Here is a 24,962-nt window from a genome sequence, read left to right as displayed (position 1 = left end):
AAGATCAGCGCGAAACCGCTTCGTGATTGTAGCGTTCCCAGCCTTTCGGGCCGAGATGCTCCTGCGGCTGGAAGCGCATCTTATAATTCATCTTGCGCGAGCCGTTGACCCAGTAACCCAGGTAGACATGGGGCAGGCCCATCGCCCTGGCGCGGGCGATGTGATCGAGGATCATGAAGGTGCCGAGCGAACGGTCCTCGAAGTCCGGGTTGAAGTAGGAATAGACCATCGACAGGCCATCGGCCATCTTGTCGGTAAGCGCCACGGCGATCAGTTCGCCCTGGCCCTTGCCGGTAATGAAGCTGTCAGGTCCGCGGCGACGGTATTCGATGACCTTGGTGTCGACATGGGTATCCTCGACCATCATGGCGTAGTCGAGCACGGTCATGTCAGACATGCCGCCACGGCGGTGGCGGACGTCGAGATAGCTGCGGAACAGCGAATACTGTTCGGTGGAGGGTTCGGCGTCGTGCATGGCGCCGACCAGATCCGAATTATGCTGTATGACCCGTTTCATGTTGCGGCTGGCGGTGAATTCCTGCGCCAGGATGCGCACGGACACACAGGCGCGGCAGGTCTCGCAGGCCGGCCTGTAGGCGATGTTCTGCGAGCGCCTGAAACCGCCCTGCGTCAACAGATCGTTCATCTCGGGGGCCTTGTCGCCGACCAAGTGTGTGAACACCTTGCGCTCGAACTGGCCCTCGAGATAGGGACATGGCGAGGGCGCGGTCAGAAAGAACTGCGGCGACTGGGTCGGGTGCTGCGTCATCGAGCCTTGGAAATACTCCTGCGAATCGCTCTACCTTTGGCGCGGACGCCGAAAAATTCAACAGGATTGTGAAAGCCTGGTTGATTGGACGTCTTCACATTTGTGCGCAAAGGCTGCGGCCGCGCTTCAAAAGTCTGCTCAGCGGCCACTGCGGCTGACAACGGTGCCGAGCAGCAGGTCGTGCAGCGTGCGCTTGCGGTCGGAAAACAGGCTCACCAGCAGGACCAGCGGCGAAAGGATGACATTACCGGCCCAAAACAGCACCGAATGCACGACGGCGGTCAGCCCGTCGATGCGGCTGCCGTCGAGTCGGTCGAGCCGGATGCCCATCATCTTCATGCCGGTGGTGGCCTGGTCTTTACTGCCGAGCGTGTTCCAGATGTAGAGGATGGCGACGGTCGGCACGAGAATGGAAAACAGCATCCAGCCGAGGCCGAGCGTCAACAGCCCGAACAGGAACACCAGGATCGCGAATGGAATGGTGAGCAGCGCGACGATGAAATAGTCGATGACGAAAGCGAGAATGCGCCGCGTGCGCACGCCCTCATAAGAGCGGACATCTTCGAGCCTGCTGGTGATGATTTCGCCGTCGAGAACGCGAGCGTTCATGTCATTTCCTCGTAATCGAACCCGGGTTAATGCACGGGCCGCGTATTGATGAAATGGTGAAGGTTCGCGGCGGAATCAAGATCGAGCCTTTCGCCGCCGTGTAGATGGCGACAGAGCGCCTGGGGCCGTCTGACTTGTTGAATTCACGGCGCGGATAGCGTTAGTTTGCTGCGGCGCACAAAGCGCGCCGAGCCGAGGGGACGGGGCGACATGGACTACGACATGCTGGTCATCGGCAGCGGCCCATCCGGGCGCCGCGCCGCGGTGCAGTCGGCCAAGCTCGGCAAGTCAGTGCTGGTGGTCGACAGGGGCCGGCGTCTCGGCGGCGTTTCGGTGCATACCGGCACTATACCGTCGAAGACGTTGCGCGAGACGGTGCTCAACCTCTCCGGCTGGCGCGAGCGCGGCTTTTATGGACGCGGCTACCGCGTCAAGCAGGACATTTCGGTCGGCGATCTGGTCGAGCGCCTGCACAAGACGCTCGACCATGAGGTCGAGGTGCTGCAGCACCAGTTCATGCGCAACACGGTCAAGAGTGCGCGCGCCGCGGTAAAATTCCTGAGCCCCAACAAGGTCAGCCTGACCACCGACACCGGCGACTACAGCGAGGTTGGCTTCGCCCATGCGCTGATCGCGGTCGGCACCCGGCCGCACCGGCCGCGCGACGTGCCGTTCGACAAGACACGGATCTTCGACAGCGACGAGATGCTGGAGCTCGATCGGCTACCGCGCACGCTGACGGTGATCGGCGCCGGCGTCATCGGCGTCGAATATGCGACAATCTTTTCGGCACTCGACGTTCCGGTGACATTGGTCGAGCCGCGCAACACGATATTGGATTTCGTCGACCGCGAGATCGTCGACGACTTCATCCATCAGATGCGCGACCGCGGCATGACCATCCGATTGGGCAGTGCCGTCAAGGAGATCGCCTCGAAACCCGACTATGCTGAGGTGACGCTGGCCGACGGCCGCACCATACGTTCCGAGATCGTGCTTTATGCCGCGGGACGCACCGGCAATGTCGGCAATTTAGGGCTCGACGCCGTCGGCATCGAGGCTGATTCGCGAGGCCGCATCAAGGTCGATCCGCAGACCTTCCAGACCAGCGCGCCCAACATCTATGCCGCCGGCGATGTCATCGGCTTTCCGAGCCTGGCATCGACCTCGATGGAGCAGGGCAGGGTGGCCGCCTGCCATGCCTTCGGCGTGCCCTTGCCGCCGCCGCCCGAAACCTTTCCCTACGGCATCTACGCCGTGCCGGAAATCTCCACCGTCGGGCAATCCGAGGAGCAGGTGCGCGAGAGCGGTGCCGCCTACGAGGTCGGCGTGGCGCGGTTCCGCGAGACATCGCGCGGCCACATCATGGGTGTCAACACCGGTTTCCTGAAGCTTCTGTTCTCGATCGAAACACGCCGTCTGCTCGGCGCCCATATTGTCGGCGAGGGCGCGACCGAACTCATCCACATCGGCCAGGCGGTCATCAATCTCGGCGGCACAGTCGACTTCTTCGTCAACAACACCTTCAACTACCCGACGCTGGCGGAAGCCTACAAGATCGCCGGGCTGGACGCCTGGAACCGCATGGGGCGAGGGTAGCTTCGGGGCTCATCGATCCGACGCTGCAACGGCGACCGCAGGATCCGCCAGCCATTGCCCGACGATGTCGGCGTCCGGATCGCCGATTTCATGGCCGGAGGCAATGGTGTGGGTTTCGACCTTGGCGCCATGCGAGCTCAGTAGAGCGGCCAGCACCGGCGCGAATGGCGCGTAGGTCAGGTCGGCGGCGCCGGCGACGATCAGAGTCCGCGCCTTCGACAGGTCGGCCGGCGGCACCTCGTCGAGCACCGGCATCGGACGCAGCAATGCAGCGCGCTCGATGAAGCCCGGATGCAGCAGCATGACGCTTGAGACCAAATTGGCGCCGTTCGAATAGCCGAGAAAGGTCGCGTGGCGGAGATCGAGGCTGTGGCGCTTCGCGACGCCGGCGACGAAGGCCGCGAATGCCTCCGCCTCCGCGCGGATGCTTGCCTGCTCGAATCGCGTCGGGGTGATTCGCGTGAACCAACGGAACCCGTCCTCCTGAGGGATGCGGCCACGGACCGCAACCAGCGCCGCATGCGGCGCGATTTGCCGACCAAGCGGCAGCAAGGTCGTCTCGTCGACACCCGATCCATGCAACAGGAACAGCCAGTCACCGGGTAAGTTGGCGGGTCGATGGAGCCGGTAGAAAAAGCCTGAATTCTCCTGCAGAATACCGTCTTCGAGGCTCTCCTCGGCCATGGTCACATCCTCTTGATTTCGCGTTACTTTCGTTAATTTGCCGGCTTCAAAACAAAATATTTTCAAGCTCCGCGAAAGTTGATTGAACCGGGCGCATTTCAGTCCGTTTCTTTGCCGATATAATCCCCGCGGGGGGATCGAAGCAGTGTGCGCCGGGTGATCGCCCGAGGGATCGCATGCCGGGCATGAACAACCAGCTTTAAGGCCTTTTATCGATGACCATGCCAGTTTCGCCGGAACGCGATACGCGTATTGATGTGTTCCGGGCTCTCGCCCTCCTGACCATATTCGTCGACCACGTGCCGGGCACCGTGTTCGAAACCCTGACCTACAAGAATTTCGGGTTTTCAGATGCGGCCGAGGCCTTCGTGCTGATCTCCGGCATGTCAGTCGCTCTCGCCTACGGCACTAAGTTCCAGCCGGGAAACCGGCTGATTGCAACACTGAAAATGTGGCGCCGCGCCGGTGTGCTCTATGTCACCCACATCGTCACGACGATGGTGGTCATGGCTATCTTCTGCGCGGCGGCGGTGTTTGCGAAACGGCCGGATCTTCTGACGCTGATCAACATCGAGCCGCTCGTCAGGAACCCGCCACAAGTCCTGGTCGGCATCGTCACGCTCGGCCATCAGCTCGGTTACAACAACATACTGCCGGTCTATGCGGCGCTGCTGTTGATGGCGCCGGTCTTCCTGCTGTTCATCAGCTACCGGCCACTGGCGGCGCTCGCAGTATCCGCAGCCCTTTGGCTGATTGCCGGTATCTACCAGATCGCGCCGCCGAACTACCCGGAGCCCGGTTTCTGGTTCCTCAATCCGCTGTCATGGCAATTGCTGTTCAATATCGGCATGGCCAGCGTGTTGCATGTGCGGCGCGGCGGCACCATCCCGGTCAATCGTTGGCTGGTCGGCGCGGCGTCCGCTTATGTGCTGACGGCGCTCGTCTGGGTGCACAGCCCGCTGTGGGGGCATGTGTCATGGCTTGACCTGCCGGTGGTGCTGACCGGTTTCGACAAGACGTTCCTGTCGTTGCCGCGGCTGCTGCACATCCTGGCGATGAGCTATCTGGTCGTCGCCTTGCCTTTCGTCTCGAACCTGTTCCGCACCGGCCGCGACAATCCGCTCGCCATATTGGGCAAACGCTCGCTGCCGGTTTTCATTGCCGGCACGGTGATTGCCATGGCGGCGCAGGTGATGAAGCTGATCAACCCGGGCGGCATTGCCTATGACAGTCTGCTGCTCGCCGCCGGCATCGCCATGCAGTTCGCGCTCGCCTTCTATCTGGAGTGGCTGTCCGCCATCGGCTGGTCCGGCAAGGGCAAGCCGGTCCGCAACGAGGCGCCGCCTGTCCGTCCATCCTTTGGCATCGGTCCCATGGCGGCCAATAGGTAAGATTTGGAGCCGATCTGCCCCAGTCAGCCTGTACTTGGCGGCGGTCCGGACGATGCCCTGACGACAAGTTCGACGTCGAGCGTTTCTCGCCGCACGGTGCCGTCGAAGTCGAGGATTCTTCGCGCTGCCCGGCGGCCGATCTCGGCGATCGGCTGGGCGATGGTGGTGAGCGGAGGCTCGCAAGTTGCGGCTTCAGGCACGCCGTCGAAGCCGACGACGGAAACATCGCGGGGAACCGCGATGCCCCGTGCGTTGAGCCATTCCAACGCGACCATCGCGATCCGGTCCGACATCGCCAGGATGGCGGTCGGCGGTTCCGCCGAGGCGAAGATGGTTTCGAGACCGGCCCTTGTGCTCGCCTTATCGTTTTCCGTCTCGTAGACCGGCACCTTGGCGGTGTCGACACCAAACCGGGAAAGCTCTTCGAAATAGCCGAGGAGGCGGTCACGGGTTCCGGTATAGACCGCGGTCCGGACCTGCTCGGGCGAGACAAGACCGGTGCTGTCGTCGGCGAAGGCCAGCGACAGCACGGCGAAGCGGCGATGTCCAAGTTCCGCCAGATGGCGCGCCGCGAGCCGGCCGCCGGCAACATTGTCGATACTGATCGCCGAGACCGTCTCGTCCTGCGAGCCGAGCTCGAGCGCGACGAAGGGGAGCTTTCGTTCGCGCGTCAGCTCAACGAGACGCGGACCGCCCTCGATGCAGAAAAGGATGAAGCCGTCCACGAGGGCGCTCTGGATATTCCAGGCAAGTTTTTCCTCGTTGCCAGCCGACACGAGGGCTATCCCCGCGCCGGTGGCGTCGCAGGCTTCCGAGATGCCGGCCATCATCACGCGGGCAAACGGGTCGTCGAAGAAATAGGACAGCGGCTCGGTTGTGGCGACGCCGATTGCATTGACCTTGCCGGCGCGCAGCAGCCGGCCCTTGGGATCCGGGCCGGCGTAGCCCAGCGCCTCGGCCGCCGCCTTGACCCGCTCGCGGACTTCCTCGCGCACGATTTCGGGACGGCTGAAGGCATTGGAGGCAGTGCCGTGCGATACGCCCGCGGCTTTGGCGATGTCTGCCAGCCGGATGGGCCTCCTGCTGCCCTCGGTGGGTGATGTCATTTGTTCGTCTCCAGGACTCCTGTCCGACAGTAGTGCCGATTACCTAACATCTTCCTTGGATCGATTCAAATTTTTGCTTGACATTTATGCTGTGACGCATATTCTTGAATCGATCCAAGAGCGGTTTTGCCCGCACATTGGATCGATACAAGAGGAGAGTGCCATGCACCCCGTCAATTATCTGTTCGAGGACATTTACCGGAACGACTGGAGCATCCGCTCGAGCGCGGAGGCCCGCAAGGGGCGCGACAGGACCGGTCCGTGGATTCGCGACCTGCGTTTCCTCGTAGGACGCAAGCGGAGCTGATCGGCGGCCTATTTTTTGTGCCCGCTGATTGGATCGATTCAAAAAGGAGATTAAGCCATGCACCCGATCAAGCATCTGTTCGAAGACATCTATCGCAATTATTGGGGCATATCGCCGGCCACCGAACGGCCGGAGCGGCGGCGTGTGGTCAAAACGGCCAAACGCGACGGCCAAGTCCGGCCCGAACGTCGCCAAGACTGACAGAACCGGCGAACCTGGCTGCCGCGTCAAGGGCGCGGCCGCACCAGCGCCGAGGCGGCCATCATCAGCCAGCCGCCGATGAGCAACGTGCCGCCGATCGGCGCCGACATCGGGAACAGCCGCGAGCCAAGGAAGTCGCGGGCCAAAAGATCTCCCGAGAACAGCAGAAGCCCGACGAGAAGGATGAGGCTTCCGGTTCGCAGGATGCTATTGCCACCGAGCAGCCCGACGGCAAGGAAGACCGGCGCATGCAAGAGCAGGAAGGATGCGGCCGTACCGAAGAAAGCGCCGCCGAGATGCGCCGCCGCCGCCGAAAGCGCCACGCCAGCCGCGCCGCATAGGCCGCCGGCAAAAACCAGAATGCGGCCGCCTGCCGCGTGTTCATCCGTGCTCATGTCCACGCCTCCGTGATTCCTGGCGACCGCCTGAGATAGTGCTGCGAACCGTGTCAGGATTTGCCGGCTTCCGCCAGCATGTCGCGCTCGCGGCGCGACTGGACCAGCCAGTTATAGGCCGCTCCGCCCGCCATCAGAATGGATGTGCCGAGAAACACCGAGCGCATACCGAAATGGCCGCCGGCAAAGCCGCCGAGCAACGGTCCGGCGACCTGCCCGACATATTGCGCCGAGATCGACAAGCCCAGCACATTGCCGCCGACCCCGTCGGGCACATTGTGGCGGATGACGCTGGTGATGCAGGGCAAAAGACCGCCAAGCGCCAGGCCCATCAGGAAACGCAGGACGACGAGTTGCCAGCCCTGGGTAACGAAGGCCTGCGGGATCAGCAGCAGCGCCGAGACGGCGAGTGCGGCAACGATGACGTTCCAGTGGCCGATACGGTCCGCGAGCTTGCCGAGCCGCGACGCCGACAGGATGGCGCCGAGCGCTGCCGCGGACATGACGATGCCGGAGACCAGCGTGACCTGGCTCTGGTCTTCGATGAGCTGCTGGACATAGACGGTGATGATCGGCTCGATCGACATGGTGGCGAAACTCAACAGCATGCCGGTCGCGAGCATGGCGACGACGGGGCGCTTGTCGGGAATCTGCGACCAGCTGTCTTTCACTTTTTCTTCTGACGCGGCCTTGGCGGCAACCGGGCGAGGCGCCTCCTTGATCAGCAAGGTGGTTGCCAGAAAAGCCAGGAAAATGACGCCGCCGGCGAGCAGGAATGTGGCGCGGATGCCAATCAGCGGCGGCAGCGCGCCGCCAAGCAGCGGACCGACCAGGGCACCGGCGGTGATACCGGCCGACAGCACGCCCAGCGCCCAGCCGGAGCGATCCTTCGGCGTCTGCATGGCAACCAGGATGGTCGAGCCCGAAGAATAGCCGCCGGCAAAGCCGATCAGCAGGCGCAAGAGCACCAATTGCCAGACAGTCTGCACCATGCCGGTCAGCGACATGCACAGCGCCATGCCGAAACTGGCGCGCACCAGCATCAGTTTGCGGCCGTAGAGGTCGCCTAGCCGCCCCCACAGGGGCGCGACCAGCGCGGCGGCAAGGAAGGTGGCGCCGTAGGCGACGCCCGACCACTGCACGATCGCCGCATGGCCCTCTGCGCCCAGCTGCTCGACGTAAAGCGGCAGGAAGGGCAACAGCAGCGTCATCGCTACAAGCGTGGTGAACGAGCCGGCAAAACACCCGGCGAGATTGCGGCGCCAGTGGACGTTGTGCGTGGCGCGGTTGGCGTCTTGCGGCATGTCTGTCCTGTCCGGCCAGCTTGCATGAAACTTGCTGTGGATACCTATTTGGGATACCAAGCTGGTATCTGTCATGAACGCAAGCCCCGTCGCTGTCAATGCGGGCCTCTCAAACATGATCGACAAAGGCCGGCGTGATCGGCCAACGCCGGCCAGTGACCCGATTGCCGGAACGAATGACCTGAACGGAACGCCAATGTCGCAGATGCAGAACGTCGAAAAGCAGCTTCGCGAGATGATCCTCGGGCTCGAGATTGGTCCCGGCGAGCGGCTGACGGAGCGCTGGGTCGAAAGCCGCTTCGGCGCCTCGCGCACGCCGGTCAGGGCTGCGTTGCTGCGGCTCGAGACCGAAGGCCTGATCTGCCGCGACGGCCGCGGCTGGACGGTCTCGCCAATCAATCTTGCCGAGCTGGAGCAGATCGCCGTCTATCGCGAGGCGGTCGAGGTCGCGGCACTCAGACTAACTTGCACCTTGCAGGACAGAAGTGCCGTCGAAATCATCGAGGCGATGCTCGATTCTTGCGACGACAAGACGCCGCGCGAGGAATGGCATCGCGTCGGCAGGGATTTTCATATCGAGTTGGCGCGTCTATCCGGCAACGAGTTCCTGTTCAGAGCGGTTCGCGATGCGATGACACGCCTGTCGCGCGCCCGCTGGCTCGAGGTTCGCGACGAGGCAGCGCTCGGCCGTGCCTGGGCCGAACACCATGCCATTCTGTCGGCGGTGCGGGCCGGCGATGCCGATAGCGCCGCCCGCCTGCTTTCGGCCCATATCATCGGCAGCCGCGACCGGCTGGTGACCTCGCTGCGCAACGACCGGCGCGGCCTGCGCGCCCGGGGATTTGCCGTCGTCGCTTGAGTGAGGATCGGCTGCCATTGATCACGAAAAGAGCAGATGAGCGAAGAATGCTACTTTCGGTCTCGCTTCGCAAATGCCGATGGCGTAAGAGCGGCGATGGAAAACAACCGATTTGACACACCCGTGACCGTCAAGGGCGCGGCGGGAAGCAATCAGCTCTTGCGTACGGCCCGCGAGGCTTCCGACTACCTCCTCAACAATTGGCCCGGCAAGCGCAGCCCCAAGCACCGCGAAGCGTTGCAAGCCTGATGCGCTGGCCGGCGACAAGCCGGCCATGAACGCAAGACGGGCCTTCATTGCCGCCGCTCGTGAAGTGAACGTCTTCGTCAGCGACAAGGCGCCTGCCTGAGGCATAGCGGGATTTGACCGAGGCCCGGCCCGCCTGACAGCCCGGATATCATCACTCTGCCGTTTCGGTTTTGGTTTGGGACTCGCTCTCGCCCTCGGGCTTCGATCGCTCCTTGGCTGCGACCTTGGCAGCCAGCTTTTCCGCCTTCTTGGCAGCCTTCTGCCGGTCGCGTTCCTTGCGTTCCTGACCGTAGTTCGGTGCTCGTGCCATATCGTTTCCTTTCGTTGTGCTTGGCCTTTGCCTAGGAGCATTGGACCGCAAACACAACACCGCAAGGCACGATCGGGCTCCATATCTCGGCGCAGTCCGGAGAGCCCGGCTTTTCAGGCGCCGTCGCGGTCGAGAACGAGATCGGCCGGCCCGAACCGGTCCTTTGCCGTGAATTGCTGGTGCCAGTAGGGATAGAGCACGGGCGGCCTGCTGACCACATCGAGCCGTGTGCGCTCCTCATCGGCAAGCACAAGGCTTGCAGCGGCGATATTGTCTTTGAAATGGGCTTCGGTTCGTCCGCCGATCACCAGCGAACTGACAGCGGGCCGGCCGAGCAGCCAGGCGAGCGCCACCTGCGCCGCCGACACGCCGTGATTATTGCCGATATCGATCAGCGTGTCGACGATCCGCCACAGCCGGTCCTCGTCGCGGATCGGCGGTTCCGACCAGCCGCTGAGCTGGCGGGCGGTCGGCTGGTCACGGTGGTATTTGCCGGACAGCAACCCGCCGGCAAGCGGGCTCCAGACCAGCACGCCGAGCCCCTGGTCGACCGAGATCGGTAACAATTCATACTCGGCCTCGCGCGCTTCCAACGTGTAATGGATCTGCTGGGTGACGAAGCGCGGCTGGTGATGACGGTCGCTGATCCCCAGCCCCTTCATCACTTGCCAGCCGGAATAATTGGAGCAGCCGACATAACGGACCTTGCCCTGCGCGACCAGCGTGTCGAGCGCGGCGATGGTTTCCTCAAGCGGTGTCAGGCCATCCCACTCGTGCAGGAAATAGATGTCGATGACATCCGTCCTGAGCCGCTTCAGGCTCCTCTCGCATTCGCGGATCAGATGGTAGCGCGACAGGCCTTCATCATTGGGGCCTTTGCCGATCCGCATGCGCGCCTTGGAGGCGATCAGCACGTCGCCCTTGCGCTTGCCGCCGAGCGCCTCGCCGATGATCTCTTCCGACACGCCGTTCGAATAGACGTTGGCGGTGTCGATGACATTGACGCCGGCATCGATGCAAAGGTCGATCATCCGGCGCGCCTCGTCGAGGTCGGTCTTGCCGACCGCCGAAAACGCGCCGCCGCCGCCGAACGTCATGGTGCCCATGGTCAGCGTCGAAACCTTCAGCCCGGAACGGCCGAGAGTGCGGTATTCCATGTCGTATCCTCACAATTTATCGGGAAAGGGCGTTGCAGACGACAGCCCTCAATGAACCGGCTATTTGTAGGATAATTCGTTCCGCTTGTCGCCCGTTCCGCAGGGCAAGCTCGATCACATCTTGCGGATTGAAACGCACAGCCAGCGCAATAGTGGGGCGCCGACCGAGCGCGAGAAGTCGCAATGGTATTTCCAGCGCTACGTTCCGCATCTGCCGGCCGGCGGCGAGATCGTGCTGTTCGACCGCTCCTGGTACAACCGCTCCGGCGTCGAGCGGGTAATGGGCTTTGCCCAGCCGGGATCAGGTCGAGGAGTTCTTCCGCGACGTTCCGGATTTCGAACGCATGCTGGTCCGCTCGGGCATTACGCTTGTCAAATACTGGTTTTCGATCACCGACGAGGAGCAGCAGATGCGCTTTTTGATGCGCATCCATGACCCAATGAAGCAATGGAAACTGTCGCCGATGGACCTCCAGTCGCGCGTGCGCTAGGAGCAGTACACCAAGGCCAAGGAAGAAACGTTCGCCCGCACCAATATCCCGGAAGCCCCGTGGTTCATCGTCGAGGGCAACGACAAGAAACAGGCACGGCTGAACTGCATCGACCATCTGCTCAAGCAGGTGCCCTATGAGGAGGTGCCGCACGAGGAGATCACACTGCGGAGCGCGTCTTCAATCCCGAATACGAGCGCCAGGTACTGCCGCGCAAACAGTATGTGCCGGAGAAGTACTGACTAAAGCGGCGAGGAGGGCGCCGCTCCATGGCGGCACCCTGCAACAAGCTAGGTGCGCTCGATGATGACATGCGTGGCCTTCGGCGTCGCGACCTGCTCGCTGCAGCGATAGCCGAGCTTGGGCATGTCGATGCCGGCAAAAAGGCTCTCGCCGGCGCCTAGCAGGACCGGTGAGATCGCCAGATGCATTTCGTCAATGAGCTTTTCCTTGAGATATTGCCGGATCGTAGAAACGCCGCCGCCCAGCCGTATATCCTTACCGTCAGCCACTGCCTTCGCCTTCTCCAGCGCTGGGTGGATGCCGTCGGTCACGAAATAGAAGGTCGTGCCGCCCTCCATGACAATAGGATCACGCGCATGGTGCGTGAGCACGAAGACCGGCACGTGGTAGGGTGGGTTGTCACCCCACCAGCCTTTCCAGCTGTCATCCGGCCATTCGCCGCGGATCGGCCCAAACATGTTGCGGCCGAGGATCCATGCGCCGACATTTTCGAAGCTGCGTGCCGCGAACGCCTCGTCGGTGTCCGTGGTCCCGCCATCCTTGCCGAGGACCATCTTGCGGAAGGTGCGGGTGCCGAACATCCATTCGTGCAGGGCTTCTCCGCCAACACCCAGCGGGTTCTTCAGGTCTTGGTCGGGACCGGCGCCGAAGCCGTCGATCGACAGGGTGAAGGCGCTGACGCGAAGCTTGGACATGGGAGCCTCCTCGATAGCCAATTGTGAGATGCAAGCAGTTATTGGGGTAGCTTAACTGATTGCATTTTGCAAGCGGTATTTTGAATCGCCGGCGGGGCAATCGCTTCCAAATCATATTGGAATAACCAATCTCAATGTCGGCGCCGCCCGTCATCCGCCTGCCGGCAGCTTCTCCCTGTATAGTGACGGGGAGAAGGGGCTGGCCGCAACGTCGATGTTTTTGCAACGCTGGAGATTGGTGAAATCTTTTACGAACGCGTCTTTCTCCCTGCCACTTTACAGGGAGAAATGCCCGGCAGGGCAACGAGGGGCAGCGTAAACTTGAAGCGATGTCCTGCGGCGTTCCATGTCGCGCTTTGGACGAACGAACACAACTCGATGTAGACGCTACAAAGGCGCATCACCCCTTGAGCATCGCCGCCACTTCCGGCGCGAAGTAGGTCAGGATGCCGTCGCAGCCGGCGCGCTTGAAGGCGAGCAGCGATTCCAGCATCGCCTTTTCGCCGTCGATCCAGCCATTGGCGGCGGCGGCCTTGATCATCGAATATTCGCCCGAGACCTGATAGGCAAAGGTCGGCATCTGCAACTCGACTTTCAGCCGGCGGATGATGTCGAGATAGGGCAGGCCGGGCTTGACCATCAGCATGTCGGCGCCCTCGGCCAGATCCTGCTCGGCCTCGCGCACCGCTTCGTCGGAATTGGCGTGATCGATATAATAGGTCTTCTTGTCGCCCTTGAGCAGGCCGGCGGTGCCGACCGCCTCACGGTAGGGGCCGTAAAAAGCGGATGCGAACTTGGTCGCATAGGACATGATCGCCACATCCTGAAATCCATTGGCGTCGAGCGCATCGCGGATGGCACCGATCCGGCCGTCCATCATGTCCGAGGGGGCAATGATGTCGGCCCCCGCCGCCGCCTGGATGACGGCCGCCGCCGTCACTTGCTCCACCGTTTCATCATTGACGATAATGCCCTCGCGCAAGATGCCGTCATGGCCATGCGAGGTGAACGGGTCAAGCGCCGCGTCGGTGATGATGCCGATCTCCGGCACCGCCCGCTTGATGGCGCGGGTGGCGCGGTTGATGATGTTTTCCGGATCGAGGATGTGCGAACCGGTCTGATCGCGCAGGCCGAGCTCCACATTGGGGAAAGTGGCGATCGCCGGAATGCCAAGCTTGGCCGCGCGCTCAGCCTCCTTGACGGCGAGGTCGAGCGACAGGCGGAACACGCCGGGCATGGCGGCGATCGGTTCGCGCACTTGTCTGCCGTCGACGACGAAGATCGGCCAAATCAGATCGTCGACCGAGAGCCGGTTCTCCTGGACAAGGCGGCGCGACCAATCGGCCTTGCGCATGCGCCGCAGACGCCGGCTGCCGGTGATCTCGTCGACGCTGCGCGCGCCGGCAGGCTTTGCAGGGGTGAATTTGTTCATCGCAAAAACTCCGGATCGGGCGGCTTTTACCACGAGCTTCCGCTGCTGACCAATGCGACACGATTGTGCCAGGGTCCTGTCGGGCGCTATTCTGGTTGGCCATTGCCCGACAGGATCTGCGCAGCACCCCGCATGGCGACGCGGAATGCCTCGTCGAAGCTGACGCCGCGCACTTGCCAATTGTAGCTCTTGCCATTCAAGGCAAGCCGCCAGTCGGCTATCCAGCCCAGTTCCTTGTCGCTCCAGACGATACTGCCGGCGAGCGCCTGGTCGGCTCCGGCCTTCCTGGCAAGCTGGTCCAGCGTCGTGATATCGGCATGGCGCAGGGCCTGGTCGTCAAGCTTCGAGGCCGACAGCAGTGACGCTTCGGGAAACACAATCGGCATGACCAGCGGACCGGTGGCATTGACGAAGGATTCGCGCATCGCCGCCCCGCGCTCATCGTCGGCGGTCAGCATGAACTGCCTTGTGCCTTGCTCCGCCGCCAGGAAAATTGCCAGGCGTGGCCGCTCGCCAAGCCATGGTTTGCTGCCAAGCGCGGCAAGCACCGGATCGATAACGTCAGGCCTGTACAGACAAGTGAGATCATGCGGCCGGTCATGGGTGCCTTGTTCGTCATGGATTGGAATGCCTTCGAGACGGTCGCGATAGCGGAATTCGGCAACGAAGCTGCCGGCCTTGTCGCGCAGCGCCGCCATCTCAGTTCTCTTCGGCAGCCGCTGATCGCCGGACACACGAACCAGCACCGCATCGAGGCAGGCCTTGAAGCCGATCTGCCTGTTGACCTCGCCCTGGCCGGTGACGATGGTCTGCGATTGATAGAGCTCGTCGACGGTTTCGGCCGATACGGGAGGAGTGTTCGCAGCGATCAGGCCGACCACCATAACAGCAAGGCGCGGCAACCAAGGCATGGTTCAACCTTCCGGTTCAAAGCGCCAGCATTAGCACTGGGTGACGCCGACGACCATGCAGCGGATTGGCCGCCGCCATTGACGCGGCCATGCGCCACGCTTTAGCACTTCACTCCCGGCGGGCGCGGGGAGGGATTCTCTGGCGATGGATTTTGGCGGAGGCGACGAGATTCGCTTCGAAAGATTGGGCAGGGCTGGCGTCGTCACGCTGACGCGGCCGCAGGCGCTCAATGCCGTAACCCACCGCATGGTCAAGGCGCTGGACAAGGCGCTGCGCAGTTGGGAGCGCGACGACGGCGTCGACGTTGTCGTCGTCAAGGCCGAGGGCAGGGCATTTTCGGCGGGCGGCGACATCCTCCACATCTACGAAGCCGGCCGCGCAGGAAGGCCTCCGGTCGATTTCTTCGCCGATGAATACCGGCTGAACGCCCGCATCGCCCGCTTCAAGAAACCCTATGTCGCGGTGATCGACGGCATCGTCATGGGCGGCGGCGTAGGTATCTCCTTCCATGGTTCGCAGCGAGTGCTGACCGAAAACGCCCAGTTTGCCATGCCCGAGGTCGGCATCGGCTTTTTCCCGGATGTCGGCGCCAGCCATCTGTTGCCGGATCTCGGCGGCAGCTTCGGCATGTATCTGGCGCTGACCGGCAACCGCATCCGCTATGGCGATGCTTTGTGCTCGGGCCTCGCCACCCATACGATCAAGGCGGAGGACCAGGCCGGCTTCCTCGACCGTCTGGCGGAAAGCGGCGACCCGGAATCGGTGCTGCGCGGCTGCTTCGTCCCGGCCAGGCGCGAGACCGACAGGCCGACGCTGGAAGCCATCGCCCGGCATTTCGCGCAGCCGTCGCTGGCCGATATCGTCGCCAGTCTGGAGCGGGCAGCCGCTGCCGACGAGTTCGCGGCAAAGACGCTGGCCACCATCCGCACACGTTCACCGACCAGCCTGCATGTTGCATGGCGCCAGATTAGCGCCGGGCAGACGTTGTCGATGGACGAGTGCATGAAAATGGAGTTCCGTATCCTCAACCGCATGCTTGCCGGGCACGACTTCTATGAAGGTATCCGCGCCGCCATCATCGATAAAGGCTCGACGCCGCAATGGCGGCCGGCAGGTATCGATGACGTCAGCGCCGCCAACGTCGACGCCTATTTCGCATCGCTCGGCGAACGGGAACTGAAGCTGTGAGCGAGGTCGCCTCGAGACGCGTGGTGCTGCAGCCCTCGACGATCGAGGTCATCTTCGCCTGGTTCCAGCGCGTCATCGCCGGCTACTGTCTGCTGTTCGGCATCTTGTACTGGATCCGGCTGATCGGCTTTTACCCCGGCCCGTTGTGGCGCTTCGACCTGATGCCGGTACACTGGCAAGTGGCGGCGGTGGTGCTGGCGGTGTTTTTTCCGTTCGCTGCCGCCGGCCTGTGGATGCTGGCGTCCTGGGGGCCGGTGATCTGGTTCATCTGCGCGGTGACCGAGTGCGTCATGTATGCTGGCTTCCCCGAGTTGTTCGGCCACCGGCCGCTGATCGTCGCCTCGCACCTTGCGGTGGCGCTGCTCTACATAGTGTTCCGCGTGGTGATCTGGATCCAGAAGCGGCAACCCCGGCGATAGCAATTCCGGCCAGGATCGTTGGCTAAATCTTTAGGTTAATTATCCTTGCTCAGGTGACCGTCCGTTAAGCCTCTTTCGAAACCCCTTACCGGTAAGCTCTTGTTAGCCTTGGCGTTTAAGTCGAATTTTATGAGTATTCGATAGTGTCGCGATCAAGGTGAAGAACAAAAAATCACCGGGCGACAAACGAGAGGCAAAGACAATGATCAATTCGCGTCCGGCGGCGAAGACCGCCAACGTATCCGATGACCGCCGCGAGGCGATCCGTTCGCTGTACATGGAATCGCTGCAGCTGGTCGAGCGGCTGCATCGCCGTCTGCTTGATGTGATCAAGGACGAATTCGACCGCAACGGTCGCTCCGACATCAACGCCATCCAGGCGCTGCTCCTGTTCAACATCGGCAATTCGGAGCTGACCGCCGGCGAACTGCGCTCGCGTGGCTACTATCTCGGCTCGAACGTCTCCTACAATCTGAAGAAGCTGGTCGATCTCGGCTTCATCAACCACCAGCGCTCGCGCATCGACCGCCGTTCGGTGCGGGTTTCGCTGACGCCGAAGGGCAATGAGGTGGCGGAAGTCGTCGCCGGCCTCTACGAGCGCCATGTCGGTTCGATCGAGCAGGTTGGCGGCATCAACACGGAGGAGTTCAAGCAGATGAACCGCGCCCTGCAGCGCCTGGATCGGTTCTGGAACGATACCATCGCCTACCGAATGTAATCGCATCCGCCGCATCTAGATTTGAAGCTGGACTACGGAAGTGCTGCCGCGGAGTGGACCAAAGGCCGGTGCCGAAAAGCACCGGTCTTGCCGTTTCGTCAGGCCGGCCGATCCAAATTCGAGCAACAGCCACGTTGCCGCCATATTCCAATGGAACCGAAGATGCGGGTGATGCTGGGGCCAAAGCCGTGCATTTGTCCTGTGCTCAAGTCACTTCCCATGTGGTTTTACACCGAAGTGATGCGGGCCATGGTTGGCTAATTGTTAAGAAGCCAACTCTAGAGTGCGGGCGAGACCGCCCGGTGGGTTGAATTGTAGCAAGAATGTCTGGAACGTCCATGAGAACCAGCCGCCGTTTCTTCCTTTCAGGAGCCTCCGCGCTCGCAGCCGCAATGGTCGCCGGCCGCGCCAGTGCACAGGATGTGATCGGGGATATCCTGAAATCCTCGGCGCGCGGCAATTGGGACGACCAATTCGATGCGCGTGCCAGCGAAGGCGGCAAGGTTGCCTCGACGCTGCCGATCTTCAGCCTGCAGACGGTGTCCTTCACCGAGCAGGCGATCATGCAGTATCAGAATATCGTCGCGCAAGGCGGCTGGGAACAGGTTCCAGACACCAAGAAGCTGCAGCTTGGCGTCGAGGATCCCGATGTGGTGCCGCTGCGCAGGCGCTTGATGATATCGGGCGATCTGGCGCAGAGCGCCGGGCTCTCGGAAGCGTTCGATTCTTACGTCGACTCGGCGCTTAAGCGCTTCCAGTTGCGGCACGGCTTGCCGGCCGACGGAACCACGGGCAAATATACTTTCGCGGCAATGAACGTGTCGGCGCCGGTTCGGCTTGGTCAGCTCCAGACCAATCTGCAACGGCTGCGTGAGCGGGCCGGCACGCTTGGCAACCGCTATGTTCTGGTCGACATCCCGGCGGCGCAGATCGAGGCTGTCGAGAACGACCGCGTTGTGCTGCGCCACACCGCAATCGTCGGCAAGATCGATCGCCAGACGCCGATCGTCAATTCCAAGATCAACGAAATCATCGTCAATCCGTACTGGAACGCGCCGGTCTCGATCGTGCGCAAGGATATCATTCCGCTGATGCGGAAGGACCCCAACTATCTCAAGGACAGCCATATCCGCCTGTTTGCGCCGGACGGCAGCGAGGTCGACCCAATGACGGTCGACTGGTCGACCGACGATGCCGCCAAATACCGCTTCCGCCAGGATCCCGGTTCCGGCAACGCGATGGCCTCGGTCAAGATCAATTTCCCCAGCCCGGACGGCGTCTACATGCACGACACGCCGCAGCAGAGCCTGTTCGGCAAGCTGATGCGCTTCGATTCCTCTGGCTGCGTGCGGGTTCAGAACGTGCGCGACCTCGTCACCTGGATTCTGCGCGACACGCCGGGCTGGGATCGCCAGCATTTCGAGGCGGCGATCAAGACCGGGGAGAACACGCCGGTGCAGGTCACCAATCCGGTGCCGGTTTATTTTCTCTACGTCTCGGCCTGGTCGACAGGGCCGGGCGTGGTCCAGTTCCGTGACGACATTTACGGCCTCGACGGAGCCAACGAGCTGCAGATCACATCCGCGCTCTAAGCAGTTGAGCTCATTTGCAAAAGGCCGCCGGAAGGGCGGCCTTTTTCGTTGCCGAGTCTTTCGCGGCAAGCTTTGCTGGACTGATCGCCGGCAAAAGAACGCGCGGTGCCGTATTCGGAAATCGCATCATGCATGTCGCAATGTTCATTCTGGTCGTGCTCATCTTCGTCGCCGTTTCGGGCGCGCTGGTCCGGCCGGTGCGGGTTCCGCTACCTGTGCTGCAGATCGCCATCGGCGCGGCACTGGCTTGGCCGGTGCGCGGAATGCATGTCGAGATCGATCCCGAGCTGTTTCTGCTGGTGTTCATCCCACCGCTGTTGTTCAGCGACGCCTATGGTGCGCCCAAGCGCGAACTGATCGCGCTGCGCGGGCCGATCCTCGACCTCGCCATCGGGCTGGTCTTCTTCACCATTGTCGGCTTCGGCTACGCTTTGCACTGGCTTGTCCCGAGCATCCCGCTCGTCGTCGCTTTCGCACTTGCTGCGGTGCTGTCCCCAACGGATGCGGTGGCCGTCTCCTCGATCGTCGACAAGAGCCTGGTCCCGGCCCGGCTGATGCACATCCTGGAGGGCGAGGCGCTGCTCAACGATGCGTCGGGCCTCGCGATGTTCCGCTTTGCGGTGGCAGCTGCCTTGACCGGCAGCTTCTCCTTCGTCGCGGCGTCCGTGACTTTCCTCTATGCCGTCGCTGCCGGCATCCTGGCCGGCGTGGCTGCCTTGTTCGTCGCCGCCAAGGTGCTGCAATTGCTGAACCGTATCGGCGGCGTGCCGGCCGAGGCGCAGGTGCTGGTCATGGTCCTGCTGCCGTTCATCGCCTATCTCGGCGCCGAGAATGTCGGCGCCTCGGGCATTCTGGCGGCGGTCACGGCCGGAGTGCTCACCGGCGGCTCCGGGATTTTCCGCTTTCTCGGCGTCTCGGCGCGCATACAGACCGTATCGCTGTGGACGACGCTATCCTTCGTCTTCAACGGCGCGCTGTTCATCCTGCTCGGGTTGCAGCTTCCCGAAATCATCGGCAACGTGCCGCCTGAGCTCGGCAGCCGCTATCCGGTCATCCAGCCAATCGCCACGGTGGTCGCGCTGACACTATGCCTGATCGGGCTGCGCTTCCTGTGGATCTGGGTCGGCGACATCGCGACGCGCGTCTCGGCGCGATTACGCGAGCAGAAGGCCGAGCCGTTCGGGCTGCGGGTCCGGATCGCCGGCTCTGTTGCCGGCGTGCGCGGCGCCATCACGCTGGCCGGCATCCTGTCGCTGCCGCTCACCACGCCGAATGGTTCGCCCTTTCCGGCGCGCGACGTGGTGATCTTCCTCGCCGCAGGCGTCATCATCTGCTCATTGCTCATTGCCAGCCTTGCCTTGCCCAAGGTGGCACGCGGGCTGGTCGAGCCGGGCGAGGATCCTGGCGCTGCCGAGGAGCGTTTTGCGCGCGTGGGCGCGGCCAAGGCCGCCATCGCCCGCATCGAGAGCATGGCCGGCGCGACCGACAGCGATGAAGGGGAAACACCCGGCGCCCGGCTTGCCGCCGCCGACAGCATCGTCGCCGGCTACCGTCGCCGCATCGCTGCCTCCGACGAGGCCGACGAGGCGCGCGCCGAGGCCCGCGAGGCCGGACGGCTGGAGCTCGAATTGAGGCTGGCGGGCATTGAGGCCGAACGCGCAGCGGTTCGCGCAATGTTTCGCAGCGGCCAGATTAACGACCATACGATGCAGGCGCTGTTCACCGAGATCACGCTCACCGAGGCCCTGCTGAAGGGCCGGCAGGCAAGGAAATAGAGGCTGCCAGTCTCTCTGGCGCAATCCGGCTAGCAAATTTCGCGCTGCAAACGTGGCGGGCCGAAAGCAACTGTGTTAATGGCGCGACAGACCCCGAACCTTGAGGATTTCAGCCCATGGCAACAGCAGCGGCAGTGTCGAACAAATTCGAATCCTTTTTCGAAACCACGCTTGCCGATGCCGACCCCGAGATTTTCGGCGCAATCCGCAACGAACTCGGCCGCCAGCGCCACGAGATCGAGCTGATTGCCTCGGAAAATATCGTCTCGCGTGCCGTGCTCGAGGCACAGGGGTCGATCATGACCAACAAATATGCCGAGGGCTATCCGGGCAAGCGCTACTACGGCGGCTGCCAATTCGTCGATGTCGCCGAGGAACTGGCCATCGAACGCGCGAAAAAGCTGTTCGGCTGCAACTTCGCCAACGTCCAGCCGAATTCCGGCAGCCAGATGAACCAGGCGGTGTTCCTAGCGTTGCTGCAGCCCGGCGACACCTTCATGGGCCTCGACCTCAATTCCGGCGGACACCTGACACATGGCTCGCCGGTCAATATGAGCGGCAAATGGTTCAAGGTCGTCTCCTATGGCGTGCGCCGGGACGATCATCTGCTCGACATGGATGCGATCGAGAAGACCGCCCATGAGACCAGGCCGAAATTGATCCTGGCCGGCGGCACAGCCTATTCACGTGTCTGGGACTGGAAGCGTTTTCGCGAGATCGCCGATTCGATCGGTGCCTATCTGATGGTCGACATGGCCCACATCGCCGGCCTGGTCGCCGGCGGCATGCATCCGTCGCCGCTGCCGCATGCCCATGTGGTCACCACCACGACGCACAAATCGCTGCGCGGGCCGCGCGGCGGCATGATCCTTTGCAATGATGAGGATATTGCCAAGAAGATGAATTCGGCCGTCTTCCCCGGCCTGCAGGGCGGACCGCTGATGCATGTCATCGCCGCCAAGGCGGTGGCTCTGGGCGAGGCGCTGAAGCCGAGCTTCAAGATCTATGCGGAGAGCGTCGTCGCCAATGCCAAGGCGCTGGCCTCCAGTCTGCAGGAAACCGGTCTCGACATCGTCTCCGGCGGCACCGACAACCATCTGATGTTGGTCGACCTGCGTCCCAAGAACGCCACCGGCAAGCGCGCCGAGGCTGCCCTTGGCCGCGCCAACATCACCTGCAACAAGAACGGCATCCCCTTCGATCCGGAAAAGCCTTTCGTGACATCGGGCGTTCGGCTCGGCACGCCGGCCGGCACCACGCGCGGCTTCGGTCAGGCCGAGTTCCGCGAGATCGGCAAGCTGATCGCCGAAGTGCTGGATGGACTGAAGGTCGCCAATTCCGACGAAGGCAATGCGGCCGTCGAGGCAACCGTGAAGGCCAAGGTGGCGACATTGACGGATCGTTTTCCGCTTTACCCGTATCTTGGTTGACGCAGGGCGTCGTTCCCCCAACTGTGACGGCGCCGATCAACTGGGCACGGCTGCATCTCGGAGACGCTTGATGATGATGCGAATTTTCCGTTTCGCCAGTGTTGGCGCTGCCTTGCTCACCTTAGCCACCTCGCCGCTACTCGGCGCGGCCTTTGCGCAGACCGAGCCGACCCCGGCAGCACCCAAGACAGAGACCTTCGGCAGTTGGTCCACCACGGTGGACGAGGTCAACACCGGCGAGGATGTGCGCAAGACCTGCGCCGCCTCGACGGTCTTTTTCGACGCTAACGGCACCAGTGGCACCCTCACGCTGGCCATCTCGAATGGCGACGTATTGCCACCCGATGGTTATCCGAGCCTCATCATCGCCGTGAGAAACAGTGACTTGCCCAAGGGCGATAACATCCCGGTGGTGTTCCGGGACGTCAACGACAAGATCAAGGCCGGTTTTCGTCTTATCGCCGACGGACAGTGGATGATAGACAACAAGTCCGAGACCACGCTCGCGGTACTGCGCGCCATGCGCCGCACCAGCGCCCTCGATGTCAGCTTCGCCGACAAGCCGGTCGCGACCATATCGATGGACGGCTTCACCAAGGCCTATCGCTATCTCGGCACGTCTTGCGGCTTCCCGACCGGCGACGTCGCGCCCTGATTGGCGGACCGCTGTCAACTGATTGCCGCTCTCGCAATTTTCCTCGCGCCTCGCTATCTCTGAAGCGCGATCGGTCATCGGCCATACTTTGCCACGGCGGCAAAAACCTCTAAGCCTTTCGCTCCACGAGAATCGCGAACCGAAGGCTCTCCATGCGCTGCCCTTATTGCCAGTCCGAAGATACGCAGGTGAAGGATTCGCGCCCTGCCGAAGACGGTGCAGCGATCCGCAGGCGGCGCGTCTGCCCGGATTGCGGCGGCCGCTTCACCACTTTCGAGCGGGTACAACTGCGCGACCTCGTCGTGGTGAAGAAGTCGGGACGCAAGGTGCCGTTCGACCGCGACAAGCTGCTGCGCTCGGTCGAGATTGCGGTACGCAAGCGCAACGTCGACCCGGAGCGCATCGACCGCGCGGTGACCGGCATCGTGCGCCAGCTCGAAAGCTCGGGCGAGACCGAGGTGGCCTCGGGGGAAGTCGGCCGGCTGGTCATGGAGGCGCTTAAGTCGCTCGATGATGTCGCCTATGTGCGCTTTGCCTCCGTCTACCGCAATTTCCGCGAGGCCAAGGATTTCCACGACGTGTTGGGCGAACTCAAAGGCGACGAGCTCAAAACCGACGAGCCCAGGGGCGAAGAGCTGAAGAGCGAAGAGGACGCCAGCTGAGCATGGCAGGGTCCGAACGCAGCACGGCTGAGCAAGAGGTCGTCGATCGCCGCTATATGGCGGCAGCCCTCAGGCTGTCGCGCAAGAATGCCGGGCGGACCTCGACCAACCCTTCCGTCGGCACGCTGATCGTGCGCGATGACGGCGACGGGCCGAGGATCGTCGGCAGCGGCGTCACCGCCGTCGGCGGCCGGCCGCATGCCGAGACCGAGGCTTTGGCAGAGGCCGGCGAACTGGCGCGCGGCGCCACCGCCTATGTAACGCTGGAGCCCTGCGCCCATCACGGCCGCACGCCGCCTTGCGCCAATGCGCTGGTCAGTGCCGGCGTGGCGCGTGTGGTCGGCGCTGCCAGCGATCCGGACCCGCGTGTTTCCGGCAAGGGCTATGCAATCTTGCGTGCCGCCGGCGTCGAAGTGGTGGAAAAAGTGTTGGCGGCCGAGGCCGCGGAGCAGATGGCCGGCTATTTAATTCGATCTCTGAAAAAACGCCCGGAAGTGATCCTGAAACTTGCGCTTTCGAGCGACAACAAGATCGGCGTGAAAGGCGAGGGACAGGTCTCCATCACCGGCGATATTGCGCGGCGCGAAGTCTATCTGATGCGCGCCGAAGCCGATGGCATATTGATCGGCATCGGCACCGCATTGGAGGACGATCCGGCGCTGACGGTTCGGCTTCCGGGACTGGAGAGCCGTTCGCCGGCGCGCATCGTACTCGACCGTCAGATCAGGCTACCCGAGACTTCGAAACTGGTCGCCGGCGTCGACCGTGTGCCGCTCTATGTCGCTGCCTGCGCCGAGGCCGATCCGCACCGGCGCGCCGCGCTCGAACGCGCCGGCGTTCGCTTCATCGGTACTGAGACCTATGAAGGCGATATTGCGCTGCCGGAACTGCTCGAGGACCTGGCGGCGCTCGGCATGGCAAGCGTCCTGGTCGAGGGCGGCGCGAGGGTGGCCAAGGCGTTCCTCGACGAACAACTGGTCGATCGTATCGTGCTGTTTCAGGGGCCGGGCGCGATCGGCGAGGGCGGCATTGTATCGCCGATCGATGCCAACAATATCCCGCCGGGATTTCGCAAATTGCGCAACATGCGTTTCGGCGAAGATACATATGCGGAATGGATAAGAGACATCTAGGACCGAACTGATGTTCACGGGGCCAAACTAATGTTCACTGGAATCGTCACCGATGTCGGCACTGTCGCTGCCGTGAAGCCGCTCAGGGAAGGCGTCGGTTTGCGTATCGACACCGCTTACGATCCGCAGACCATTGCCATCGGCGCCTCGATTTCCTGCGGCGGCGTCTGCCTGACGGTAACGGGATTGCCGGAAGATGGCGCCAACGCACGTTGGTTCGAGGTCGAGGCCTGGGAAGAGGCCCTCAGGCTGACGACCGCGATGGGCTGGAAATCAGGCACGCGCATCAACCTGGAGCGGGCTCTGAAGATCGGCGACGAGCTTGGCGGCCATATAGTGTCCGGCCACGTCGACGGCATGGCCGAGATCGTGGCGCGTAAGGAAGAGGGCGACGCCGTTCGCTTCACCCTGGAAGCCTCGCGCGAGCTTGCCAAATTCATCGCCCCCAAGGGTTCCGTCGCGCTCGACGGCACTTCGCTCACCGTCAACAAGGTCGAGGGCACCCGATTCGACGTGCTGTTGATCCACCATTCGCTGACCGTCACCACCTGGGGCGAACGCCAGGTCGGCGATCGCGTCAACCTTGAGATCGACACCATGGCCCGCTACGCGGCGCGACTGGTGGAGGCGGCGAAGGAGGGGCTTTGAGGCGCTCGTCCATAAAGCCCATTCCCTGA

Annotated in this window: 27 protein-coding genes and 2 pseudogenes; 17 read left to right on the top strand and 12 right to left on the bottom strand. The window is 62.7% G+C overall.

The window, feature by feature from the left end; translation table 11 throughout:
• Positions 1–4 precede the first annotated feature (4 nt).
• On the bottom strand, positions 5–769 hold the full coding sequence (locus NKH60_RS17585) for an arginyltransferase (protein ID WP_352472035.1): 765 nt from the start codon (positions 767–769) through the stop codon (positions 5–7).
• Positions 770–907: 138 nt separating this feature from the next.
• Positions 908–1,378, bottom strand: coding sequence for an RDD family protein (locus NKH60_RS17580; RefSeq protein ID WP_352472034.1), 471 nt, complete (start codon positions 1,376–1,378; stop codon positions 908–910).
• 210 nt (positions 1,379–1,588) lie between these two features.
• On the opposite strand from NKH60_RS17580, the gene sthA reads away from it, so the two are divergent.
• Positions 1,589–2,977 carry a Si-specific NAD(P)(+) transhydrogenase gene (sthA, locus tag NKH60_RS17575; RefSeq protein WP_352833371.1) on the top strand — a complete coding sequence of 463 codons (1,389 nt, stop codon included), beginning with the start codon at positions 1,589–1,591 and terminating at the stop codon, positions 2,975–2,977.
• Between the two features lie 9 nt (positions 2,978–2,986).
• Here sthA and NKH60_RS17570 read toward each other — a convergent pair whose 3' ends face one another.
• Positions 2,987–3,661, bottom strand: coding sequence for an alpha/beta hydrolase (locus tag NKH60_RS17570; RefSeq protein WP_352833368.1), 675 nt, complete (start codon positions 3,659–3,661; stop codon positions 2,987–2,989).
• Positions 3,662–3,876: 215 nt separating this feature from the next.
• Between NKH60_RS17570 and NKH60_RS17565 the strand changes: the two genes are divergently transcribed.
• Positions 3,877–5,052 carry an OpgC family protein gene (locus NKH60_RS17565; protein WP_352833365.1) on the top strand — a complete coding sequence of 392 codons (1,176 nt, stop codon included), beginning with the start codon at positions 3,877–3,879 and terminating at the stop codon, positions 5,050–5,052.
• Positions 5,053–5,075: 23 nt separating this feature from the next.
• Here the strand turns inward: NKH60_RS17565 and NKH60_RS17560 are convergent, their stop codons facing one another.
• The gene (locus NKH60_RS17560) at positions 5,076–6,158 is read right to left on the bottom strand and encodes a LacI family DNA-binding transcriptional regulator (RefSeq protein ID WP_352833362.1); all 1,083 of its coding nucleotides are present in this window, start codon (positions 6,156–6,158) and stop codon (positions 5,076–5,078) included.
• A gap of 163 nt (positions 6,159–6,321) precedes the next feature.
• Between NKH60_RS17560 and NKH60_RS17555 the strand changes: the two genes are divergently transcribed.
• Positions 6,322–6,465, top strand: coding sequence for a hypothetical protein (locus NKH60_RS17555; RefSeq protein ID WP_352472030.1), 144 nt, complete (start codon positions 6,322–6,324; stop codon positions 6,463–6,465).
• 57 nt (positions 6,466–6,522) lie between these two features.
• Positions 6,523–6,666, top strand: coding sequence for a hypothetical protein (locus NKH60_RS17550; RefSeq protein WP_352472029.1), 144 nt, complete (start codon positions 6,523–6,525; stop codon positions 6,664–6,666).
• A gap of 26 nt (positions 6,667–6,692) precedes the next feature.
• On the opposite strand, the gene NKH60_RS17545 is transcribed toward NKH60_RS17550, so the two are convergent.
• Together NKH60_RS17545 and NKH60_RS17540 are read right to left on the bottom strand one after the other, a co-directional pair.
• Positions 6,693–7,061, bottom strand: a complete 369-nt coding sequence (locus NKH60_RS17545) for a DUF423 domain-containing protein (RefSeq protein ID WP_352833360.1) — start codon at positions 7,059–7,061, stop codon at positions 6,693–6,695.
• A gap of 53 nt (positions 7,062–7,114) precedes the next feature.
• Positions 7,115–8,365 (bottom strand): multidrug efflux MFS transporter, encoded by a 1,251-nt coding sequence (locus NKH60_RS17540; protein ID WP_352833357.1) that lies wholly within the window; start codon positions 8,363–8,365, stop codon positions 7,115–7,117.
• A 196-nt stretch (positions 8,366–8,561) separates the two neighbouring features.
• Between NKH60_RS17540 and NKH60_RS17535 the strand changes: the two genes are divergently transcribed.
• Together NKH60_RS17535 and NKH60_RS17530 are read left to right on the top strand one after the other, a co-directional pair.
• The gene (locus NKH60_RS17535; protein ID WP_023674476.1) at positions 8,562–9,224 is read left to right on the top strand and encodes a GntR family transcriptional regulator; all 663 of its coding nucleotides are present in this window, start codon (positions 8,562–8,564) and stop codon (positions 9,222–9,224) included.
• 36 nt (positions 9,225–9,260) lie between these two features.
• Positions 9,261–9,573: pseudogene (locus NKH60_RS17530) on the top strand (DUF982 domain-containing protein).
• Between the two features lie 51 nt (positions 9,574–9,624).
• On the opposite strand, the gene NKH60_RS17525 reads toward NKH60_RS17530, so the two are convergent.
• Both NKH60_RS17525 and NKH60_RS17520 read right to left on the bottom strand, forming a co-directional pair.
• The gene (locus NKH60_RS17525) at positions 9,625–9,783 is read right to left on the bottom strand and encodes a hypothetical protein (protein ID WP_352833354.1); all 159 of its coding nucleotides are present in this window, start codon (positions 9,781–9,783) and stop codon (positions 9,625–9,627) included.
• Between the two features lie 113 nt (positions 9,784–9,896).
• Positions 9,897–10,940, bottom strand: coding sequence for an aldo/keto reductase (locus NKH60_RS17520; protein WP_352472022.1), 1,044 nt, complete (start codon positions 10,938–10,940; stop codon positions 9,897–9,899).
• Between the two features lie 157 nt (positions 10,941–11,097).
• Between NKH60_RS17520 and NKH60_RS17515 the strand changes: the two are divergent.
• Positions 11,098–11,673: pseudogene (locus NKH60_RS17515) on the top strand (polyphosphate kinase 2 family protein); the annotation flags it as partial.
• Positions 11,674–11,721: 48 nt separating this feature from the next.
• Here NKH60_RS17515 and NKH60_RS17510 read toward each other — a convergent pair.
• From NKH60_RS17510 to NKH60_RS17500, 3 genes are all read right to left on the bottom strand, one after another.
• Positions 11,722–12,369: a dihydrofolate reductase family protein gene (locus tag NKH60_RS17510; RefSeq protein ID WP_352833352.1), complete on the bottom strand. Its 648-nt coding sequence runs from the start codon at positions 12,367–12,369 to the stop codon at positions 11,722–11,724.
• 400 nt (positions 12,370–12,769) lie between these two features.
• Complete coding sequence (hemB, locus tag NKH60_RS17505) at positions 12,770–13,801, bottom strand: porphobilinogen synthase (protein ID WP_352542426.1); 1,032 nt, start codon at positions 13,799–13,801, stop codon at positions 12,770–12,772.
• Between the two features lie 86 nt (positions 13,802–13,887).
• On the bottom strand, positions 13,888–14,712 hold the full coding sequence (locus NKH60_RS17500; RefSeq protein ID WP_352833346.1) for a DUF8605 domain-containing protein: 825 nt from the start codon (positions 14,710–14,712) through the stop codon (positions 13,888–13,890).
• Positions 14,713–14,857: 145 nt separating this feature from the next.
• Between NKH60_RS17500 and NKH60_RS17495 the strand changes: the two genes are divergently transcribed.
• The 4 genes from NKH60_RS17495 (at position 14,858) to NKH60_RS17480 (ending at position 18,630) form a co-directional block, all read left to right on the top strand.
• Positions 14,858–15,901 (top strand): enoyl-CoA hydratase/isomerase family protein, encoded by a 1,044-nt coding sequence (locus NKH60_RS17495; RefSeq protein WP_352542403.1) that lies wholly within the window; start codon positions 14,858–14,860, stop codon positions 15,899–15,901.
• On the top strand, positions 15,898–16,320 hold the full coding sequence (locus NKH60_RS17490) for a DUF6163 family protein (RefSeq protein ID WP_023674485.1): 423 nt from the start codon (positions 15,898–15,900) through the stop codon (positions 16,318–16,320). Before NKH60_RS17495 ends, NKH60_RS17490 begins: the two co-directional genes overlap by 4 nt.
• A gap of 202 nt (positions 16,321–16,522) precedes the next feature.
• Positions 16,523–17,038, top strand: coding sequence for a transcriptional regulator LdtR (gene ldtR, locus NKH60_RS17485; RefSeq protein WP_023674486.1), 516 nt, complete (start codon positions 16,523–16,525; stop codon positions 17,036–17,038).
• A 338-nt stretch (positions 17,039–17,376) separates the two neighbouring features.
• Entirely contained in the window at positions 17,377–18,630 is a 1,254-nt protein-coding gene (locus tag NKH60_RS17480; RefSeq protein WP_023674488.1) for a L,D-transpeptidase family protein, read from the top strand.
• On the opposite strand, the gene NKH60_RS17475 is transcribed toward NKH60_RS17480, so the two are convergent.
• Positions 18,627–18,764 carry a hypothetical protein gene (locus tag NKH60_RS17475; RefSeq protein ID WP_352449299.1) on the bottom strand — a complete coding sequence of 46 codons (138 nt, stop codon included), beginning with the start codon at positions 18,762–18,764 and terminating at the stop codon, positions 18,627–18,629. The genes NKH60_RS17480 and NKH60_RS17475 overlap by 4 nt on opposite strands.
• Here NKH60_RS17475 and NKH60_RS17470 point away from each other — a divergent pair.
• From NKH60_RS17470 to NKH60_RS17445, 6 genes are all read left to right on the top strand, one after another.
• The gene (locus NKH60_RS17470; RefSeq protein WP_352449300.1) at positions 18,759–20,405 is read left to right on the top strand and encodes a Na+/H+ antiporter; all 1,647 of its coding nucleotides are present in this window, start codon (positions 18,759–18,761) and stop codon (positions 20,403–20,405) included. The genes NKH60_RS17475 and NKH60_RS17470 overlap by 6 nt on opposite strands.
• A gap of 116 nt (positions 20,406–20,521) precedes the next feature.
• Complete coding sequence (glyA, locus tag NKH60_RS17465; protein ID WP_352681642.1) at positions 20,522–21,835, top strand: serine hydroxymethyltransferase; 1,314 nt, start codon at positions 20,522–20,524, stop codon at positions 21,833–21,835.
• Positions 21,836–21,911: 76 nt separating this feature from the next.
• Positions 21,912–22,490: an invasion associated locus B family protein gene (locus NKH60_RS17460; RefSeq protein WP_502898579.1), complete on the top strand. Its 579-nt coding sequence runs from the start codon at positions 21,912–21,914 to the stop codon at positions 22,488–22,490.
• Between the two features lie 152 nt (positions 22,491–22,642).
• Complete coding sequence (gene nrdR, locus NKH60_RS17455; protein ID WP_023674492.1) at positions 22,643–23,152, top strand: transcriptional regulator NrdR; 510 nt, start codon at positions 22,643–22,645, stop codon at positions 23,150–23,152.
• Positions 23,153–23,154: 2 nt separating this feature from the next.
• Positions 23,155–24,285, top strand: a complete 1,131-nt coding sequence (gene ribD, locus NKH60_RS17450; protein ID WP_352449303.1) for a bifunctional diaminohydroxyphosphoribosylaminopyrimidine deaminase/5-amino-6-(5-phosphoribosylamino)uracil reductase RibD — start codon at positions 23,155–23,157, stop codon at positions 24,283–24,285.
• 30 nt (positions 24,286–24,315) lie between these two features.
• Complete coding sequence (locus NKH60_RS17445; RefSeq protein WP_352746335.1) at positions 24,316–24,933, top strand: riboflavin synthase; 618 nt, start codon at positions 24,316–24,318, stop codon at positions 24,931–24,933.
• The last annotated feature ends 29 nt before the right edge of the window (positions 24,934–24,962 follow it).

Source organism: Mesorhizobium sp. M1006 (genome assembly GCF_040318825.1).
Lineage (GTDB): Bacteria > Pseudomonadota > Alphaproteobacteria > Rhizobiales > Rhizobiaceae > Mesorhizobium.
The sequence above is the reverse complement of the archived record's forward strand: the minus strand, read 5'-3'. Positions and strand labels throughout refer to the sequence as shown.